We start from the raw sequence: 19,849 nt of genomic DNA, 5'->3' as shown, positions 1-19,849 counted from the left end.
CGTTATGCCCCGCCCAGTTGCGGGATCCGGGCGGTCAGCCATTCCGCGAAATCGTCCGCCGGGAGCGGTTTGGAGATGTGGTACCCCTGGACCAGGTTGCACCCCTCGCGGCGCAGGTGGAGCAGGGTCTGCTCGTCCTCGACGCCCTCGGCGACGACCATGAGGTCGAGCGCGTGGCCGAGCTGGACGGCCGAGCGGACCACCGCCCGGTCGCGGTGGTCGACGGCGATGCGCTGCACGAAGGAGCGGTCGATCTTCATCTCGTGGATGGGCAGCTCGCGCAGGCGGCCCAGCGAGGAGTACCCGGTGCCGAAGTCGTCGATGGCGAGCTTGACCCCGAGGGCGTGCAGCCGGTCCAGGATGACCGTGGCGCCGGTCGGGTCCGCCATGATGCTGCTCTCGGTGATCTCCAGGGTCAGCGCGCTGGCCGGGACGCCGGCCTGGCCGAGCAGGCGGGCCACGATGTCGGGCAGGTCTGACTCCTGCAGGCTGCTCGGCGACAGGTTGACCGCCACGTGCATGTCGTGGCCCATGCGCCGCCAGCCCGCGCACCGGCGCAGCGACACCTCGAGCACGTGCAGCGTCAGCGGGCGGATCAGCCCGGAGTGCTCGGCCAGCGGGATGAACTCGTCCGGCGGCACGAAGCCGTGCAGCGGGTGGTGCCAGCGGGCCAGCGCCTCGGCGCCGACGACCACGCCGGTGGCGGTCTCCAGCTTGGGCTGGAACACCACCATGAGGTCGCGGCGCTGGATGGCCTCGCGCAGGTCGGCGGCCATGGCCAGGCGGCGCGGGCTGTTGCGGTCGTCGTCGGCGGTGTAGACGCGCATGCCGGTGCGGGTGTCCTTGGCCACGTACATCGCCACGTCGGCCCGCTGGATCAGGGTCTTGGCGTCGTCGCCGTGCTCGGGCGCGAGGGCGACGCCGATGCTGGCCCGGGCGTTGAGCCGCAGGTGCCCGATCGGGATCGGCTGCTCCATCGCCGCGCTCAGGTCGTCGCCGATCGCGACGGCGACCTCCCGGGTGCGGATGTCCGGCAGCAGTACGGCGAACTCGTCCCCGCCGAACCGGGCCACCGTGCCCCGCCCGCCCAGGCGCTCCTGGAGCCGCTCGCCGACCTGGCGCAGCAGCTGGTCGCCGACGTCGTGGCCGAGCGCGTCGTTGACGTCCTTGAACCGGTCCAGGTCGATGAGCAGCACGGCGAGCGGGGTGCCGGCGGCGCGCAGCTCGTCGGTGAGCGCCTGGAAGCGCTGGCGGTTCGGCAGCTCGGTCAGCGGGTCGTACAGGGCCAGGTGCTCCTTCTGCGCGACCTCCCGGCGCAGCTCGTCGAGCAGCCGGGCCTTGGCCAGCGACACGCTGGCGTGGTTGGCCAGCGCCTGGAACAGCCGCACGTGCTGCTCGCCGAAGGTCGGGATGTCGGGCAGGCTGTCGGCGACCAGCAGCACGCCGGTGACGCCGTCGCTGAGCGGCACCGGTACGGCGATGCCGTCCTCGACCGGGGCGCCGATCCGGTGGCCCTTGGCCAGCAGCACCGGCGTGCCCGACCGGGCCGGCCGCCACCACTCGTGTTCCGGCGGCGCCGGTTCGGTGCCGATGTCCAGCCGGTGCCGGCCGTGCATGCTCAGCCGGTGGCAGGTGCCGCCCGGCCCGGGGACGATCAGCTCGGCCCGCTCGGCGCGTAGCTGGTCGCGGGCCTGCTCCAGCACGATCCGGGCCACGCCGCCGGTGTCCAGCGGCCCGTCCAGGGCGCGGGTGAAGGCGTAGAGCTCCTCGACCTGCTGGTGGCCCTGGCTCTGCCGGACGTAGGCCCGGTAGGCGTGGTAGGTGACCGCGGAGACGATCGCCAGCAGCGCGATGGCCCGCTGGTCCCGGTCGATGGCCAGCGCGCTGATCAGCCCGATGCTGGTGGTGACCGCCACGAGCGGCAGGCCCCGCAGCGCGCCGGGCAGCCGGTGCCACTCGCCGGGGTCGTCGTGCAGGGCGATGACGGCGGTGACGAGGACGGCCGCGATGACGTCGGAGATCAGCATGACGATCAGGACGTACAGCCACTCCAGCGGCCCGCACTCCAGCGGCGAACTTGGGTGCTGCGGCCCGGACAGGGCGCGCAGCAGCATGGTCGAGGCGGTGGTCTGCACGCCCAGCAGCGCGACGTTGAACCCGAGCTTGACGCCGCGCTGCCCGCGCAGCCAGGCGAGGCCGACGGCGCCGCCGATGAGCCGCACGCACAGCAGCAGCGTCGGGTCGACCGCGAGCAGCCCGAGCACCATCGGGATCTCGCTGAGGCTCATCGCGTGGCCGCCGCGGCGCACCCGCACGTGCACCGCGAAGCCCTCGGTCAGGGCGAACGCCACCAGCAGGATCGCCAGCGGCACCGGGTCGGGGTGGGCGGGCAGCCCGGCGTTGCGGATGCGCAGCGTGTGCGCCGCGACGGTCGCGAGGCCCAGCCAGAGGCTCAGCGTCGCGACCCGGGCGTCGGGGCGGCTCCACCCACGTGCTCTCTTCATCACCATTGCCAGGGGGTTCGTCATTGCCAGATGGAGGCGGACCAGTAGCTTCCACTCCAAGTTCGGCCGCTCCAGGTGTTTCCTGACCAAGTTCGGCCGCTCCATGTGCGGCCGTCCCACGTGGCGCCGCTCCACGCCCGCCCGTTCCAGGCGCGGCCGTCCCAGTCGGTCCCGGCCCAGTAGGCCGTGGCCCAGCTGCGCCCCGACGGGCCGTAGGTGAACGCGATGCCGGCCCAGGCCGCGCCGTTCCAGGCGCCGAGGGTCCAGGTCGAGCCGGCGGTGGCCGCCTTGGCCCAGGCGGTACCGTTCCAGGCCCGGCCCATGATGTCCTGCTCGCCGGTCAGCATCGCGCCGCTGACCGGGTCGGCCACGTGGGCGCTGCCCCGGGAGCCCTCGAGCGTGCCGGTACCGCTCGACGCCGGCCAGGTCTGGGCGGCCGCGGCGGCGGAGGGGGTCGGCGCCTCGGTGGCCCGCTTGACGTTCAGCTCGCCCGCGCCGCGGCCCAGGGCGGCGGTGCCGGACATGGCGTCGGCCGTGCTCGTGAGCAGCTTCTTGACCTGGTCCGGGGTGAGCGCCGGGCGCTGCTGCAGCAGCAGGGCGGCCGCGCCGGAGGTGATGGCGGCGGCCTGGGAGCTGCCGCTGCCGCGGAAGTAGCGCTTCGAGGCGTCGCCGGGGACCAGGCCGGTCGGGTAGTTCACGTCGACGTACGAGCCGGGGTCGCGCAGGCCGACGATCGAGCGCCCGGGCGCGGTCAGGTCGACCGAGCGGGTCGCGCTGCCGCGGCTGCTGAACTCCGCGACGACGTCGTCGGAGCGCGTGTCGGTGCCGTTGGAGTCGGCGGCGCCGACCGCGATCACGTAGGGGTTGGCCGCGGGCATCGACAGGGTGCCCCGGGCGGTACCGTCGTTGCCCCCCGACACCACGACCGTGATGCCCTTCTTCCAGGCCGACTCGACGGCGTGGGAGAGCGGGTCGAGGCGTTCGTCCTGCGTGGAGTCCGTACCGAAGGACAGGTTCAGCACCTTGATGTTGAGCCCGGGGTCGTTGCGGTGCGCGACCACCCAGTCGATGCCGGCGATGACCTGCGACACGTCGGTCGCCCCGTCCGCGGCGGCGACCTTGACGCTGATCAGCGTGGCGTTGGGGGCCATGCCGGTGAAGTTCGTCGGGTCGCTCACGGTGGCCAGGTTGGTGCCCGGGTCCCGCCCGGCGATCAGGCCCGCCATGTGGGTGCCGTGCCCGAACGTGTCGACGTAGCGCAGGTTGGGCGCCTGCGACTCGAACGACAGGTCCGGCCCGTTGATGATCCGGGTCTGGTCGTTGAGCCCGGTCACCGGCGAGATCCCGGAGTCGATCAGGGCCACGCCGACGCCGTTGCCGCCGAGCAGGCGCCCGCCGGCGTCGGCCTTCTTCCACACGTCGAGCGCGCCGGTGGCCCGCACGACGCTGAACATCGAGTTGGCGTCGCCGTCCGCCCGCCAGGCCGCCGAGTCCAGCGCCACCCTGCCGTCCACGGTCACACCGCGCACGCCGGGGGCGGCCTCGACCTGGCCGAGGCGGTCGGCCGGCACCTCGGCCGCGAAGCTGTCCACGATGGACAACGGCCGGCCGACCGTGCCGCCGGCCCGGGTCACCGCGCGGCCGGCCGCGTCGGGGTCGTCGTAGGCGACGATGACCCGGGTCAGGCCGCCGCCGGCCGGCGCCGGCGGGGTGGCCGCAACCGCCGGCCCGCCCGGCGTCGCCGCCCCGCCGGCGATCGCGAGGACCGCCACGGCGACGACGCGCAGTGCGCTGCGGTACTTCCTCGGCATGCGGGCCCCTTCCACGGGTCGACGACTCGCCGTGATCCATGGTTGGGCAGCCGGTAGCCGCGCGTTGTCAACAGGACGGCCATACTTCGCTCACGCCGCGTGACGTGTTGCACGGACGGAATGGCTCAGCTCCGTCCGATCACGATAAATGATGATATGTCCGATAAGTCGTGGCGCGGAGCGCCCGACTTATCGTGGTTGCTCTTGGCACGGCGGGGCTGGCAGGGAGGGCCGCAAGGCCCGACCGGTGTCTGGCGGGAGCAACGGTCTGTAAGTGACGCGGCCCGAGTCCATATTTTTCTCGGTTTTATGCCGGGACGCGGCGGCGGGCGCCCGGGCCGGGCTGGGGGATGACGTCGCGCGGGGTGATCTCGTGGTGGCCGGCCTCGCAGACCAGGGTGGCGTGGACGTCGGCGCCGCAGTCGCGGTGGACGGTGACCAGGGGCGGCCCGCCGGGGTCGGCCAGGTAGCGGTCGCCCCACTCGCGGACGGCGACCAGCAGCGGGTACAGGTCGAAGCCCTTCTCGGTGAGGCGGTACTCGTCGCGGGCCCGGGAGCCCGGCTCGCGGTACGGCACGCGGCGCAGCACGCCGTTGTCGACCAGCAGGGCGAGGCGGTTGGTGAGCACCTGGCGCGGGATGCCGGTGCGCTCGCGCATGTCGTCGAAGCGGAAGATGCCGTTGAAGACCTCGCGCAGCACGACGATGGTCCAGCGTTCGCCGAGGATCGCCATGGCTCGGCCGATGGTGCAGTTGTCAACCGACCAGTCGAGTGCTTTAGGTCTCATGCAGTCAGGCTAGCTCCGAGCTGGGTCTTGTTGACAGATTCAGGTGGGGCCGGGAGGCTGGGGGCATGACGCAGATCGAGGGGGACCTCCGCAGCCGTACGTTCTCGTGGTCCGATCCGATGGTCAACGCCGCGCAGGTCGGGCGGCGCGGCGGGCTGGAGCTGCTGCGGGCGATCTCGGCGGGGGAGCTGCCGGCGCCGCCGATCATGCACCTGCTGGGTGCCGGGCGGCTGGAGGCCGAGGACGGGCGGGTGGTCGTGACGCTGGAGCCCGCCGAGTTCCACTACAACCCGCTCGGCAGCGTCCACGGCGGTGTGCTGGCCACGCTGCTGGACACGGCGACCGGCTGCGCGGTGCACTCGACCCTGCCGGCCGGCTTCGGGTACACCACGCTCGACCTGACCACGAAGTTCCTGCGCCCGGCGTCGATCGCCTCCGGCGTGCTCACCTGCGAGGGCACGGTCATCTCGAAGGGCCGGCGCACGGCGCTCGCCCAGGCGCAGATCACCGACGGGCGCGGGGCGCTCGTGGCGCACGCCACCTCGACCTGCATGCTGTTCGACCTTTCCCAGGCGGCGCACAGCTAGCGTTGAAGGGGCCGGAAGCCTCGGGACGCACCGTGGCGGCATGACGACCACGCTGACCCCTCCGGCGACGCCCGAGGCCGCGACCCCGAACCCCGCCGCGCGGCAGGCCGGCGATCCGGTCTGGGCGCGCCCCGCGCTCGTGCTGCTCCTGCTTGCCACCGCAGCGCTCTACCTGTGGAACCTCTCCGCCTCCGGCTGGGGCAACGCCTTCTACGCGGCGGCCGCGCAGGCCGGCGGCGAGAGCTGGAAGGCGTGGTTCTTCGGCTCGTCCGACGCCGCGAGCTTCATCACCGTCGACAAGACGCCCGGGGCGCTGTGGATCACCGGCCTGTCCGTGCGAATCTTCGGGCTGAGCTCCTGGAGCGTCCTCGCGCCGCAGGCGCTCATCGGGGTCGCCACGGTTTGGCTGTTGTACCTCACGGTCAAGCGCTGGCACGGTCCGGCCGCCGGGCTGCTCGCCGGGGCGGTGCTGGCCACGACCCCGATCGCGACGCTGATGTTCCGGTTCAACAACCCCGATGCGCTGCTCATGCTGGTGCTGGTGGCCGGCGTGTACGGCATGGTGCGCGCCCTGGAGCGGGGCAGCACCTGGTGGCTGGTGTTCGCGGGCAGCGCCGTCGGCCTGGGCTTCCTCACCAAGATGCTGCAGGCCCTGCTGGTGGTGCCGGCGTTCGCGCTGGCGTACCTGCTGTTCGCCCCCACCGGCTGGGGCCGCCGGCTCGTGCAGCTGCTCGTCGCCGGCGCCGCGATGATCGTCTCGGCCGGCTGGTGGGTGGCGATCGTGTCGCTGACCCCGGCGTCGGCCCGGCCGTACATCGGCGGTTCGCAGACCAACTCGATCCTGGAGCTGACGCTCGGGTACAACGGCTTCGGCCGGCTCACCGGCAACGAGACCGGCAGCGTCGGAGGCGGCTTCGGCGGTGGTGGCGGCGGCGGTGGTGGCTTCGGCGGCGCCTGGGGCGAGACCGGCTGGTCCCGCCTGCTGGACGGCCAGACCGGCGGCCAGGCGTCGTGGCTGCTGCCGGCCGCGCTCATCCTTACCGTCGCGGGCCTGATCTGGTCCACCCGCAAGGCGGCCTATGTGCTGTGGGGCGGCTGGCTGGTCACCACCGCCGTGGTCTTCAGCTACATGCAGGGCATCTTCCACGACTACTACACCGTCGCCCTCGCCCCGGCGATCGGCGCTCTGGCCGGCATGGGCGTCGCGACGCTGTGGCGGCGGCGGTCCGACCTCTATGCCCTGTTGGTGCTCGGGGGTACGGTCGCGATCACTGCGGTCTGGTCGTATCTGCTGCTCAACCGCAGCGCCGACTTCCACCCCTGGCTGCGGTTCGCGGTGCTGGCCACCGGCGCCCTCGGCGCGGCCGGCATCCTGCTCAGCCAGCAGCTCGGCCGTTCCCTGCGCCTCGCCGCGGCGGTGGTCGCGCTGTTCGCGGTGCTGGCCGGCCCGATCGCGTACTCCCTGAACACCGCGGCCACCCCGCACACCGGCTCGATCGTCACCGCCGGCCCGACCGTCGCCGGCGGCATGGGCGGCCGCGGCTTCCCCGGCGGCGGCGGTGCTTTCCCCGGCGGCGGCACCGCGGGCGGCTTCAACGGCGGCGGCTTCACCGGCCGCGGCACTGGTGGTGGTGGCGGTGGCGGCATGGGCGGTCTGCTCAACGCGACCACGCCGGGCAGCGAGGTCGTCGCGGCCCTGCGGCAGGACAGCGGGAAGTACACCTGGGTCGCCGCCGCCGTCGGCTCGAACAACGCCTCCGGCTACCAGCTGGCCACCGAACTCCCGGTCATGGCCATCGGCGGCTTCAACGGCAGCGACCCGACCCCGAGCCTGGCGCAGTTCCAGCAGTACGTACACGAGGGCAAAATCCACTACTTCATCGGCGGCGCCGGCTTCGGCGGGCGCAGCAACGGCGGGAGCAGCGCGAGCGCGGAGATCGCGGCCTGGGTCGAGGCCAACTACCAGTCCCAGACCATCGGCAACACCGTCCTGTACGACCTGAGCAGCTGACCGACGCCTCCACGCGGCCCCGCCGGACTTGCTCCGGCGGGGCCGCCGCGCTCGCGCTCGCATCGCCGCGCGCTGCTTCGGGGGTATCGCTCCGCTGTCCCCGTGCTGCGACGCGGTCGCGTCGCTGGTCCCAGAGCTGTCGCGGGGCGCTGCCCGCGCTTCCGCGTCGCCGCCGTCGCGCCGCTGAGTGCCCCGTCGCCGTGTGGCGGCGCGGTCGCGTCGCAGTCCCACTGCTGTCGCGGGGCGCTGCTTCCGCGTCGCTGTCGTCGCACCCGCGGGGCGCTGCTTCCGCGTCGGCGTCGTCGCACCCGCCGAGCGCTGCTTCCGCGTTGCCGTCGTCGCACCCGACGAGCGCCGCGTCACCGCGCTCCGAGGCGCCGCTCCCGACGTCCCGCATCGCCTTGCCACGACGCCTGTCGCGTGGCACCCCGCGGCGCCGCCCGCAGGTCCTCGCTGCCGCGCCTCCTTTGTGCACGCGAGCGAGCCGTGTCCGCGTGCCGCGGGCCTCGCCATCTCGCGTGCGCGGGTTGCGGTGGTTTCCGGATATATCCGCCACTTCGTGACGGATATATCCGACATTTCGGTTATGGAGGTTCTTGCGCTTGGCGAGTTTGCCGGTCGGAAGTCTCCGTGATCATGCTGAAAGTGCTGGTGACACCACGGTTTTTCGTGATCGTGGAGGGTCTATGTACCCATAGGTGCGTTATGTCTCCGTGATCACGAAAAACCGGCGGTGCCGAGGCGGTGCGTGCTTGATCGTGGAGAGTTGTTGCCGGCGCTTCGCGCTAAGCGGGCGTATACGAAATGTCGGATAAATCCGGTCACGGAGTGGCTGGATTTATCCGCTCTTGGCACGGCGGGGGTGGCAGGGAGGCGCGCCAGCGCCGACCGGTGTCTGACGGGAGCAACGGTCGTCAGTTGTACGGGCCGGAGTCATCAAGCAGCGACGGCCGCTCGGACGAGGGGCGGTGCGGGCGACGGGGCGCTACCCTCCAGCCGTGGAGGACACCGCGCCCGGTGCAGCCCGGGCTGACCTCGTGCAGGCCGCCGCCCGGCGGTGGCGGTCGCAGCTGATCGACCTGGGCGGGCGCAACACCCTGCTCTACTACCGCGACCTGCGGGCCGGCACGCTCGACCTGACCGGCGCGAACACGGTCGCCCTGGAGGCGCTGCTCGGTGGGCGCACGCTGCCGCTCGGTCAGCTGTTTCCCGACGCCGAGGCGCACGGCGGGGCGATCAAGCGGGCCCGGACGATTCGCAACAAGGCGCGGGAGCTGGCCGAGGAGCGGGGCATCGAGACCTGCTTCGCGGCGATCGGCAGCGCCACCTGGACCGCGGCGCCCGGAGCCGGGGCGGCGCCGGCCGCGCCCGTGCTGCTGCGCTCGGCGCTGCTGCGGGCGCGGGGTGCGGCCGAGGACGACTTCGATCTCACGCTGCAGGGCGACCTGGAGATCAACCCGACGCTGCTGCAGCTGCTCGAAGAGGACTTCGGCGTGCGGGTCGACGCCGACGAGCTCGAGGAGCTGATCAGCTACACCGCCGGGTTCGACCCGCAGCCGCTCTACGAGCGGCTGGTCAAGGAGGCGGCCGGGCGGGTCCGCGGGTTCGCGATCGGGCCGCGGTTCGTCCTCGGCACGTTCTCCTACGCCAAGCTGCCGATGGTCACCGACCTGCGGGTGGCGGCCGGGGCGCTGGTCGCGCACGACGTCATCGCCGCCATCGCCGGTGACCGGGACGCCCAGGCCGCGCTGCGCCCGGAGGCGGTCGTCGCGCTGCGCGACCCGGACTGGATTCCGCCGGAGGACGAGTTCCTGGTGCTCGACGCCGACTCGTCGCAGAACTACGCGATCAACGCGGTCCTCGCCGGCCAGCACAGCGTGATCAAGGGCCCGCCCGGCACCGGCAAGAGCCAGACCATCGCCAACCTGATCGCGTCGCTGGTCGCGCGGGGCAAGCGGGTGCTGTTCGTGGCCGAGAAGCGGGCCGCGATCACCGCCGTCACCGATCGGCTGGCCCGCCGCGGGCTGGGCAACCTGGTGATGGACGTGCACGACGGCACCACGTCGCGGCGCAAGGTGGCGGCCGACCTCAAGGCCGCGTTCGACTCGGCCGCCCGCATCGCCCAGCCCGACCTCGCCGTGCTGCATGAGACGCTCGCCGCGCGCCGGGCCGCGCTCAACGACCACGACGACGCCATGCACCAGGTGCGCGAGCCGTGGGGAATTTCGGCATACCAGGCCCAGGCGGAGATGATCCGGCTGGCTGAGCCCAGAAGAGTGGGTTCCGTGTGGCCGATGACCCAGGTGCGGCTGCGCGGGCCGGTGCTCGCCCGGCTCGACGCGCCGACCGCGCGGCGGGTCCGCGAGCAGCTGCGCGACTTCGCCACGCTCGGCGGGTTCACCATGACCGAGCAGCAGTCGGGCTGGGTCGGGGCGAGCGTCAACAGCGCGGCCGACGCCGAGGCCGCGTTCGATCTCGCCGAGCGCCTGTCGGAGCAGACCCTGCCGCAGGCGCGTCCGGCCCTGCAGTACGTGCTGGAGGAGACCGGCCTGCGCGCCCCGGCCGACCTCACCGGCTGGCGGGCCCTCTTCGCGTTCCTCGACGCGATCGCCGCGACCCTCGCGCAGTTCCGCGACGACGTGTTCCGCAGCGACCTGGCCCTGCACATCGCCTCGGCCGCCGACCGGGAGTGGCGCAAGGCCCACGCCGGCGAGCCCGGCGCCGACGCCGGCTGGCTCACCCGCCGCCGGATGCGCAAGCAGGCCGCCGAGCTGTGGCGAGGCCCGGGCAAGCCGTCGCGGCAGCAGCTGTTCGCCGGCCTGTCGGCGGCGCTCACCCAGCGCCAGCAGTGGGGTCAGCTCGCGCTCGACCGGGGCCAGCCGCGCCTGCCCGCCGAGCTCGGTCGCGCCCGCGCCGAGTTCGACCGGCTGGACCGTGAGGTGCAGCTGCTGCAGCGGTACACCGCACACATCCCGATGGCCTCGATGGACCTCGATCGGCTGGGCCGCGTGCTGTCCGGCCTCTCCGGCGACGAGCGGACCTTGCGCCGGGTGCCGCGGCTCAACGAGCTCGGCGCCGCCTTCAACGCCCTCGGGCTCGACCCCCTCGTCGCCGACCTGGAAGGCCGCCGCCCCGACGCCGACCTGACCGCCGCGGTCTTCGACGCCTGCTGGCACGCCTCGATCCTGCAGCACCTCAACTTCACCGACCCGCGGGTCGGCGCGTTCGACGGCCCGCTGCACGCCCGCACGGTCGCCGAGTTCCGCGACGCCGACCGCCGTCACATCGAGGCCACCGCCACCCGGGTCCTGCGCGCGGTCGCCGAGCACATCACGCACACCCGCGACGAGTACCCGGACGAGAGCCGCCTGGTCGAGCACCAGGCCAACCTCAAGCGCCGGCACCTGCCGATCCGCCAGCTCTTCGCGACCGCGCCGCACATGCTCACCGCCCTGCGCCCGTGCTGGGCGATGAGCCCGCTGGTCGTCTCCCAGCTGCTGCCGGCCCAGGCCGACCTCTTCGACGTGGTCGTCTTCGACGAGGCGAGCCAGGTCACCCCGGCCGACGCGGTGCCCGCCCTGCTGCGCGGCCGCCAGATCGTCGTGGCCGGCGACGAGCACCAGCTGCCCCCGACCAGCTTCTTCACCGCCGCCGAGGAGGGCACCGCGGCCGAGCCCCTCGGCGTCAACGCCGACGGCTCGATCGACCTGTCGCTGACCGCCGGCTACGAGTCGATCCTGGACGTGCTGACGGCGCTGCTCCCGGCGTACCTCCTCCGCTGGCACTACCGCAGCCAGGACGACCGGCTGATCGCCTTCTCCAACGCGCACATCTACGACGGCTCGCTGGTCACGTTCCCCGGCACCGCGGGCGCCGGCACCGTCCAGCACGTCCACGTGCCGTTCGCGCCCGAGGGCGGCGGCGAGGAGGCCCCGGACAGCGTGACCGCCGAGGTCCGGCGGGTGGTCGAGCTGATCCTGCAGCACGCGCAGCTGCGCCCGGCCGAGTCCCTGGGCGTCATCACCATGGGCATCACCCACGCCGAGCGCATCGACCTGGCCCTGCGCAAGGCCCTGTCCGCCCGCCCCGAGCTGCACGCGTTCTTCGCCGAGACCGCCGCCGAGCCGTTCTTCGTCAAGAACCTCGAGCGAGTCCAGGGCGACGAGCGCGACGCCATCATCCTGTCCATCGGGTACGGCAAGAACGCCTCCGGCCGGCTGCTGTACCGCTTCGGCCCGCTGCTGCTGCCCGGCGGCGAGCGCCGCCTGAACGTGGCGGTCACCCGGGCCCGCCGCCGGATGACCCTGGTCAGCTCGTTCACCGCGGCCGACATGGACCCGGGCCGCAGCACCAGCGACGGGGTGCGGCTGCTGCGCTCGTACCTGGAGTACGCGGAGTCGGGCGGCACCTCCCTGGCCGCGGCCGCCGCCACCCGGCCCGAGCTGAACGCGTTCGAGCGGGACGTCCGCGACCGCCTGACCGCCGCCGGGATCCCGGTCACCCCGCAGTTCGGCGTGGCGGGGTACTGCATCGACTTCGCCTGCGCCCACCCGACCATCCCCGACGAGCTGGTCCTCGCGATCGAGACCGACGGCGCCTCGTACCACTCGTCCAGCACGGCCCGCGACCGCGACCGCCTGCGCCAGGAGCAGCTCGAGCGCCTCGGCTGGCGCTTCCACCGGATCTGGTCCACGGACTGGTTCGCCGACCCGGTCGCCCAGACCTCCCTGGCCCGCGCCGCCTACGACGAGGCGGTGGCCGCCGCGGACGCCCGCCGCACCGACGAGCCGACGGTCGTGCTGAACTTCCCGGTCGCGGAGCTTCCGGCCGCCTCGGACGACGACGGCCGGTCCCGGCCCCGCCCGGAACTCGTCCCCGGGCGCCCGATCGGCGAGTACCCGCACGAACTGCTGGTCGAGCTGATCCGCTGGATCGAGTCGGACACCCTGCTGCGCACCGAGGAGCAGGTCCTGGACGAGGCCCGCAAGGAGCTGGGCTTCAAGCGCGGCGGCTCCCGCATCAACGGGGCCTTGCAGACCGCCCTGGCCGACGCCCGCGGCGACACCGGCGACGACCCGGACGCCATGGCGGGCGAGGAGCCGACCCGCATCCTGCACCTGCCCCGCCGCGCCCCGGAGCCCGACCCGCAACAACGCCCCGAGACCGACTGACCGAAGGCGCGGGCTAACGGCGGGCCGAGGCCCCGTCGAGCGCGTTGTTGACCAGGGCGATGGCGTACTGCTCGTCCAGCGGGGCGTCGGGGATGAGCAGCCGGTGGTAGCACGCCCCCCAGAGCTGGTCCACGAGGATGCCGAGATCGATGTCGTCGCGGAGCTGGCCGCGGTCGCGGGCCCGTTCGAGCGCGACCACCGCGAGCGCCCGCCGCGGGCGGGAGTAGTGCTCGGAGAATGCCGCGGAGAGCTCCGGATCGGTTTGCGCCGCTCCGATGAGGGCCGCGATGACCGGGCCCGCGCCCTCCCGGGTGAGCAGCCGGACGAAGGCGCGCAGCTGCGTGGTGAGGTCCGCTCTGATGTCGCCGGTGTCGGGGAACTCCAGCCGCTGCTCGCTGTGGGCGAAGTAGGCCTCCGCCGCCAGGGCGCCGGCGGACGGCCACCACTTGTACAGCGTCATCTTGCTGGATCCGGCGGCCGCGGCGACGCGGTCGAAGGTGACGGCCTTGATGCCCTCGTCGAGCAGCAGCCGCGCCGCCGCCCGCAGCACACCGGCCCGGACCTCGGCGGCCGGACGGCGCCCGCGCCCCCGGCGCTGGGACGGCTCGGCGGCAGGCGGCTGGTTCGTCACGGCGGCTCCTCGCTCGACATGGATCACCCCCCACACTAATGGACAAGTTGTCTTCAACGCGATACCGTATATGGACAGGTAATCCATATGGATGGAGACGGCACATGACCCACATCCCGATCCCCTCTCGCGTCGCCATCGTGACCGGCGGCTCCGGCGGCATCGGCCGGGCCGTGGCCGAACGCCTGGCCAGGGACGGCGTCGCCGTGCTGGTGCACTACAGCGGGAGCGCGGACAAGGCGAAGGAGATCGTCGAATCCATCGCGGCCGGCGGCGGGCAGGCCACCGCCTTCGGCGGCGACGTGGCCGACGCCGACGCGATGGCGGCGATGTTCCGGCACGCCACGGACGCGTTCGGCGGCATCGACGTCGTGGCGCACACCGCGGGCATCATGCCGCTCGCCCCGATCGCGCAGATGGACCTCGACACCTTCGACCGCATCCAGCGCACGAACGTCCGCGGGACCTTCGTCGTCAACCAGCTCGCCGCCCGGCAGCTGCGCCCCGGCGGGGCGATCATCAACTTCTCGACCTCGGTCACGCGGCTGCAGATGCCCACCTACGGCCCGTACGCGGCCTCCAAGGGCGCCGTCGAGGCGATGACGCTCATCCTCGCCCGGGAACTGCGCGGCCGGGACATCACGGTCAACGCCGTGGCACCCGGACCCACGGCGACCCCGCTGTTCTTCGAGGGCAAGACCGAGCAGGTCATCAACCACATCGCGAGCCTCAACCCGATGGAGCGTCTGGGCACCCCCGACGACATCGCGGAGGTCACCGCCTTCCTCGCCGGCCCCGGCCGCTGGGTCAACGGCCAGGTCCTCTACGCCAACGGCGGCGCCGCCTGAGCGGCGCGCGCGAAGGCCCGGGAGGCGGCTGCCTGCCGGGCCTTCGTTGATGCTGTGTGTCAGATGAGCCAGCGGTTCTTCTGGACGATGGGGAGTTTGGCCCACCAGCGGCCGAGGCCCCAGGTGTGGCCGGCGTAGGCGGCGGCCAGGACGATGAGGACGGCGGCGTAGATGACGTGGTAGTCGGTGAGCGGGTTGGTCGACCCGGTCGGGGCGCCCTTCGCGGTGTGCTGAGCCAAGGGGAACTCCGCCAGCCACATGCCGGCCATGATGAGGGTGCCGGAGGCGGCGGCGACGCGCAGGCCGATGCCGGCGATGAGGGCGAGGCCGACGCCGAGCATGCCGAGCATGAACAGCCAGTTGGCGTACCAGGTGCCGGCGATGGTGTGGAAGAAGCCCTGTAGCGGTCCGGCGTCCACCGAGGCGAGGAAGCCCTTGGTGGGGTTGCCGCCGTTGATCCAGGCTTTGGCTTCGGGGGTGGAGTAGCCCAGGCCGAAGGTCTTGTCGAGGAAGGCCCAGAGGAACAGGAAGCCGGTGGCGTAGCGCAGCACGGCGAGGGCCTTGGCGGCGGTCTTGGTGAGCATGCTGCCCGGCGCTTCGACGCGCTCGAGGGTGCTGGCCTGGTGGATGTGTGCGGTGCTCATGTCCGGCCTCCTGCCGTATCCCTTTGACACACACATCGTCATCCCGGGCCTGGACCGGGCGCCCGTGCCGAACCTCCCGACCCCGCCGGGACCCACGTCCCGTCCGCAGCGGGACGCTGGGGCGGGTGCGGTCGGCGGTCACGTCCCACTCGTCGGGCGCGGCGCAGCGGCCTGAAGTCTCCGTGATCATGCGCAACCCGGCCTCGGCACCAAGGGTTTTCATGATCGTGGAGAGGTGACGTACCCCTGTGTACCGAAAGGTTCCGGGATCATGGCAAACCCGGGCGTGGTCGCCGCGGACAGCATGATCACGGAGACATACGGCCGGCCCGGCCGTGCGGATCGGCGGTTGCGCCCGGGAGCGTCCCGTCCGCAGCGGGACCGTGCAGGGCGGCCGGGTGTCGCGACCGGTCACCCCGCGGAGGTCGTCCGGGCCGCAACCGCCGACGTGGCGGCCTGGGACCGGTGTTGGCCGGCCTTTACGGCGTGGGCGCCTTCGGCAGACTGACGCCGTTGTAGCCTTTAGTCGCATACCGCCAGAGGGAGGCATGATGAGCGCCGAAGCCGTGGGCTCGGGGATGCCTACGCAGGTGACGTTGGACGACCTCGCTGCGATGGCCGCGGCGGACGAGAATCATCGCTACGAACTCAGCCCTGAGGGAGTGCTGTCTGTCATGCCGCCCGCGGACCCCGAGCACGCTCTGCTCGTGTCACGGATGTTCGCCTGGTTTCTGGTCAACGGCTACGGTCCGGAGCAGGTGGTGACGGACTGCGGTATCGATGTCGGTGGCGGACGGGTCCCGGACCTCACGGTGTGGGCGAAGGGCCTGCCGCCGCGCCCGGTCCGGTCGAGCTATGCCGGCACGGTCGGGCTGCTCCTCGCCATCGAGGTGGTGTCCAGGGGCTCTGAGGTCGTCGATCGCATCATCAAAAAGGCGGAATACGCCAAGGCCGGGATTCCCCATTACTGGTTTGTCGAACGCGACGCGGCTACCACCGTGCACCGGCACACGCTTGACATCGATGCTGGCGAGTACGTTCAGATCCCAGGCGGTGCTCAACCGCTCGGCTGGCTGTTGAGCACCGTCCCCGACATCTCAGGATCTTGACGACGTGGTGCGGGGCGGGCGCGGGATGTTGGTTAGGGCAGATCGCGCGCCCGCCTGGCGGTGGGGTTAGGCGGTGGCGGTGAAGGTGTAGGCGCCGGACGGTAGGTAGTACGTGGCCGGGCCGGTTGGGACGGCCTGGGGTGGGGCGGCGATCGACGCCGCGGTTGCGGTTGGGACGCGGACCGTGGCCGAGGTGCCGGCCGGGACCGTGACGCGCAGGGTGAGCGTGCCGCCGGAGATCGACCAGTCGCTGACCGCGTTGCCGTACGGGGTCTCGTAGGCCGACTTCGCCGAGGTCAGGCCGCCGCCCGGCTGGGGGGCGACGAGCAGGGCGGAGTAGCCGGGAGCGGCGGGGGCGAGGCCGCCGACCTGGCGGTACAGGAAGTCGCCGACCGAGCCCAGGCCGTAGTGGTTGAAGGAGTTCATGCCCGGGTCGTTGAACGAGCCGTCGGTGCGGATGCCGTCCCAGCGCTCCCAGATGGTGGTGGCGCCGTTGTTGATCATGTAGCCCCAGCCGGGGAAGGTGGGCTGCGTGAGGATTTGGTACGCCGTGTCGGCGTGGCCGTTGTTCGCCAGCACCGGCAGCAGGTTCTCCACGCCGAGGAAGCCGACCGACAGGTGGCCTCCCGCGGCGGCGACCTTCGCGGCCAGCTTGTCCGCCGCGGCCTGGACCCGGTTGGCGGGCAGCAGGCCGAAGGCGAGGGCCAGCACGTAACCGGTCTGGGTGTTGCCGCTGACCGTGCCGTCGGCGGCCACGAACCGGTTGGTGAACGCGGCCGCCACCTGGTCGGCGAGCTGGCCGTAGGAGGCCGCCTCGGCGGTGCGGCCGGTCGCCGCCGCCATCCGCGACACGAGCCGGGCCGACCAGGCGAAGAACGCGGTCGAGATGACGTCCTGCGCGGTGTTGTCGTTGACGTTGAGCCAGTCGCCGTACGTCGACACGTTGCGGATCAGGTCGGCACCCGAAGTACCCCTCAGGTAATCAACCCATTTCGCCATCGCGGCGAAGTGCTCGTCGACCACGCGCAGGTCGCCGTAGCGCTGCCACAGGGTGTAGGGGACGATCACGCCGGCGTCGCCCCAGCCCGCCGTGCCGGCGCCGCAGCACACGCCCGGCGCCACGTCGGTGAAGGCGCCGTCGGAGTGCTGGGCGTCGACCAGGTCGTCGGCGAACTTGTCGAGGAAGGCGTGCACGTCGACGTTGAAGGTGGAGGTACCGCTGAAGATCGCGATGTCGCCCGTCCACCCGAGGCGCTCGTCGCGCTGCGGGCAGTCGGTCGGGATCGACAGCATGTTGCTGCGCTCGCCCCACAGGATGTTGCGCTCCAGCTGGTTGAGCAGCGCGCTGGAGGTGGTGAACGTGCCCAGCTGGGCGCCGCTGGTCCACGCCGCGCGGCCGGTCAGCGTGTCGGCGGTCGGGGTGAAGCCGGCCGGCGCGCCGGTGAGTTCGACGTAGCGGTACCCGTGCACGGTGAACCGCGGCTCATAGGTCTCGGTCCCGGTGCCGGCGAAGGTGTAACGGTCGGTGGCCTGCGCATTGCGCAGGTTGGCGGTGTAGATCGTGCCGTCGGAGTTGAGCACCTCGGCGTGGCGCAGCTGCACCGTGGTGCCGGCCGGCGCCGACATCGACAGCCGGTTCCAGCCGGCGAAGTTCTGGCCCAGGTCGAAGACCCACACGCCGGGCTGCGGCTGGGTGATCGCCACCGGCCGGAACTCCTGCTGCACGGCGACGCCCGGGTCGACCTGCGCGACCAGGTTCGGCTTCGCGCCGCCCTTCACCGCGACCGCGGGCCAGCCGCCGTCGTTGAAGCCGGGCGCGTCCCAGCCGGCGACGGACTGGCGGGCGTCGTAGGTTTCGCCGTTGTACAGGTCGTCGGCGCGGATCGGGCCGCTGGTGACCTTCCAGGTGCCGTCGGTGCGCACCGTCTGGGTGGTGCCGTCGGTGAACGTGATGAGCAGCTGCGCGGAATACCACGGCTGGGTGCCGTAGTGCTGGCTGCCCGCGAAGCCCAGGCTGCCGGAGTACCAACCGTTGCCGAGCCAGGCCCCGAGGGCGTTGTCACCCTGCCGGAGCTGTGCGGTGACGTCGTACTCCTTGTACTGCAGCCGCTTGGTGTAGTCGGTCCACCCCGGGGCGAGCACGTCGGTGCCGACCTTCGCGCCGTTGAGCCGGGTCTCGTGCAGCCCGAGCGCCGTGGTCAGCAGCCGCGCCGAGGCGACCGGCTTGCTCACCGTGAAGCCCTTGCGCACCAGCGGGGCGGCCTTGGCGATCACGACGTTGGCGCCCCACGGCCCGCTGCCGTAGGTCGCCACCGCCCGCGCCGCCGGCCAGCCCGAGTCGTTGAAGCCCGGCTGGTTCCACCCGGACGGCGCGCTGGTGAAGGACTTCCACGCCGCGTCGGTCGTGATCGTCGGCCCGCCGGCCACGGTCAGCTTCGCGATCATGCCGGCCGGCGACTGCGTGGTGTTTTCGGTGGCTATGGCGATGGTGTTGGTACCCGCGGTGAGCCGTCCGGTCAGGTCCACCAGCGCACCCTGCTGCCACGACTGGTACACCCGCGGCGACGAACTGACCTGGACGCCGTTGACCCAGACGTCGGCCGTGTCGTCGCCCGTGACCACGAGCGCGGCGCTGGCCGGGGCGCTCGCCAGGCTGAACGTGCGGCGGAAATACCGGGTGGAAGCGGGCACGCCGCCCGCGGGGTCGCCCTCCGGATACCAGATCCAGCTCGCCCCGGACAGGTCGGCGGTGACCGCCGGCTGCCCGATGAAGTCCCCGGTCCACTCGGTGGCCGGGGCGCGCAGCGCGGTCTCGAAGGTCTGGGTCGAGCTCCACGCCCCGGCCCGCCCCTGCGTGTCCCAGACGCGGACCCGCCAGGAATACCGCTTCATGCTGCTCAGTGCCGGCCCGCCGTAGGCGATGTCGACCTGCCCGGCGGCCGGCACGCGCCCGCTGTCCCACACGTCGGCACCGTTGGCGCTGGTCGAGGAGACCTGGATCTGATACGCCGCCTGCCGCTGCTGCGCCACCGCCGACGTCAGCTTCCACCCGAACAGCGGCTGCGCGGCGTCGACCCCGAGCGGGTTGGCCCGGTGCTCGACGGTCGCGCTCGCCACGCTGAGCGGCGAGACCGCGTTGGGATCGGGCAGGACCACGGAAGCGTTCCACGGCGACGACCCGTAGAGCCCGAGGTCGCTCGCGGCCGGCCAGGCGCCGTCGCCGAACCCGCTCTGCTCCCAGCCGCTCACGCCGTCGTGCCCGGCCTTCCAGGACCCGTCGGTGACGAGATCGGTGGTGCCGCCGCCGGTCACGACGTGGACGTGCCCGATCACGCCGGCCGGCCCGACCGAGGTGTTCTTCACCGCCAGGGCGATGGTGTTGGTGCCGCTGGTCAGCGCGCTGCCCAGGTCGACATAGAGGCCGGTCTTCCACGCGTCGGCGACCCGGCTGGAACCGGCCAGCGGCTTGCCGTTGAGCCAGACGTCGACGGTGTCGTCGCCGGTCACGACCAGCTGCGCGTCGCTGACGCTTCCGGCGGCGACGCTGAACGACTTGCGGAAGAACCGATACTCGGCCGGCACGCTGACGTGCGGATCCCCTTCCGGATACCAGATCCAGTGCGCCCCGGACAATGTGACCGGCGTGGCGGCGACAGCGGTGGAGGGCGGCGCGACCAGGACGATGGCCGCGAGCGCGACGAGCGCGGTGGCGGCCGCGCGCGTCCGTCTTTGCAGGGGCATGGCGG

The 19,849-nt window shown here is 72.5% G+C and carries 11 protein-coding genes; 5 read left to right on the top strand and 6 right to left on the bottom strand.

Annotation, left to right across the window (positions count from 1 at the left end; genetic code table 11):
• Positions 1-2: 2 nt before the first annotated feature.
• The 3 genes from ACQPXD_RS52410 to ACQPXD_RS52400 form a co-directional block, all read right to left on the bottom strand.
• On the bottom strand, positions 3-2,504 hold the full coding sequence (locus ACQPXD_RS52410) for a putative bifunctional diguanylate cyclase/phosphodiesterase (RefSeq protein ID WP_432832072.1): 2,502 nt from the start codon (positions 2,502-2,504) through the stop codon (positions 3-5).
• A gap of 20 nt (positions 2,505-2,524) precedes the next feature.
• Complete coding sequence (locus tag ACQPXD_RS52405; RefSeq protein WP_432832070.1) at positions 2,525-4,315, bottom strand: S8 family serine peptidase; 1,791 nt, start codon at positions 4,313-4,315, stop codon at positions 2,525-2,527.
• Positions 4,316-4,622: 307 nt separating this feature from the next.
• Complete coding sequence (locus ACQPXD_RS52400) at positions 4,623-5,102, bottom strand: winged helix-turn-helix transcriptional regulator (RefSeq protein ID WP_432832068.1); 480 nt, start codon at positions 5,100-5,102, stop codon at positions 4,623-4,625.
• Between the two features lie 65 nt (positions 5,103-5,167).
• Between ACQPXD_RS52400 and ACQPXD_RS52395 the strand changes: the two genes are divergently transcribed.
• The 3 genes from ACQPXD_RS52395 (at position 5,168) to ACQPXD_RS52385 (ending at position 12,871) form a co-directional block, all read left to right on the top strand.
• Positions 5,168-5,689: a PaaI family thioesterase gene (locus ACQPXD_RS52395; RefSeq protein WP_432832066.1), complete on the top strand. Its 522-nt coding sequence runs from the start codon at positions 5,168-5,170 to the stop codon at positions 5,687-5,689.
• 40 nt (positions 5,690-5,729) lie between these two features.
• Complete coding sequence (locus tag ACQPXD_RS52390) at positions 5,730-7,700, top strand: glycosyltransferase family 39 protein (protein WP_432832064.1); 1,971 nt, start codon at positions 5,730-5,732, stop codon at positions 7,698-7,700.
• Between the two features lie 998 nt (positions 7,701-8,698).
• The gene (locus ACQPXD_RS52385) at positions 8,699-12,871 is read left to right on the top strand and encodes an AAA domain-containing protein (protein ID WP_432832062.1); all 4,173 of its coding nucleotides are present in this window, start codon (positions 8,699-8,701) and stop codon (positions 12,869-12,871) included.
• A gap of 13 nt (positions 12,872-12,884) precedes the next feature.
• On the opposite strand, the gene ACQPXD_RS52380 is transcribed toward ACQPXD_RS52385, so the two are convergent.
• On the bottom strand, positions 12,885-13,502 hold the full coding sequence (locus ACQPXD_RS52380; RefSeq protein WP_432832060.1) for a TetR/AcrR family transcriptional regulator: 618 nt from the start codon (positions 13,500-13,502) through the stop codon (positions 12,885-12,887).
• A gap of 104 nt (positions 13,503-13,606) precedes the next feature.
• Between ACQPXD_RS52380 and ACQPXD_RS52375 the strand changes: the two genes are divergently transcribed.
• Positions 13,607-14,350: an SDR family oxidoreductase gene (locus ACQPXD_RS52375; RefSeq protein ID WP_432832058.1), complete on the top strand. Its 744-nt coding sequence runs from the start codon at positions 13,607-13,609 to the stop codon at positions 14,348-14,350.
• 59 nt (positions 14,351-14,409) lie between these two features.
• On the opposite strand, the gene ACQPXD_RS52370 is transcribed toward ACQPXD_RS52375, so the two are convergent.
• On the bottom strand, positions 14,410-14,994 hold the full coding sequence (locus tag ACQPXD_RS52370; protein WP_432830157.1) for a hypothetical protein: 585 nt from the start codon (positions 14,992-14,994) through the stop codon (positions 14,410-14,412).
• A 548-nt stretch (positions 14,995-15,542) separates the two neighbouring features.
• Between ACQPXD_RS52370 and ACQPXD_RS52365 the strand changes: the two genes are divergently transcribed.
• On the top strand, positions 15,543-16,103 hold the full coding sequence (locus ACQPXD_RS52365; RefSeq protein ID WP_432832056.1) for a Uma2 family endonuclease: 561 nt from the start codon (positions 15,543-15,545) through the stop codon (positions 16,101-16,103).
• 66 nt (positions 16,104-16,169) lie between these two features.
• Here the strand turns inward: ACQPXD_RS52365 and ACQPXD_RS52360 are convergent, their stop codons facing one another.
• Entirely contained in the window at positions 16,170-19,844 is a 3,675-nt protein-coding gene (locus ACQPXD_RS52360; protein ID WP_432832054.1) for a family 78 glycoside hydrolase catalytic domain, read from the bottom strand.
• Positions 19,845-19,849 lie beyond the last annotated feature (5 nt).

The sequence above is a fragment of the Dactylosporangium sp. CA-092794 genome (assembly GCF_050948465.1).
In the GTDB taxonomy this organism is placed as follows: domain Bacteria; phylum Actinomycetota; class Actinomycetes; order Mycobacteriales; family Micromonosporaceae; genus Dactylosporangium.
Note: the sequence above shows the minus strand (reverse complement) of the source record. Positions and strands in the feature narration are given on the sequence as shown.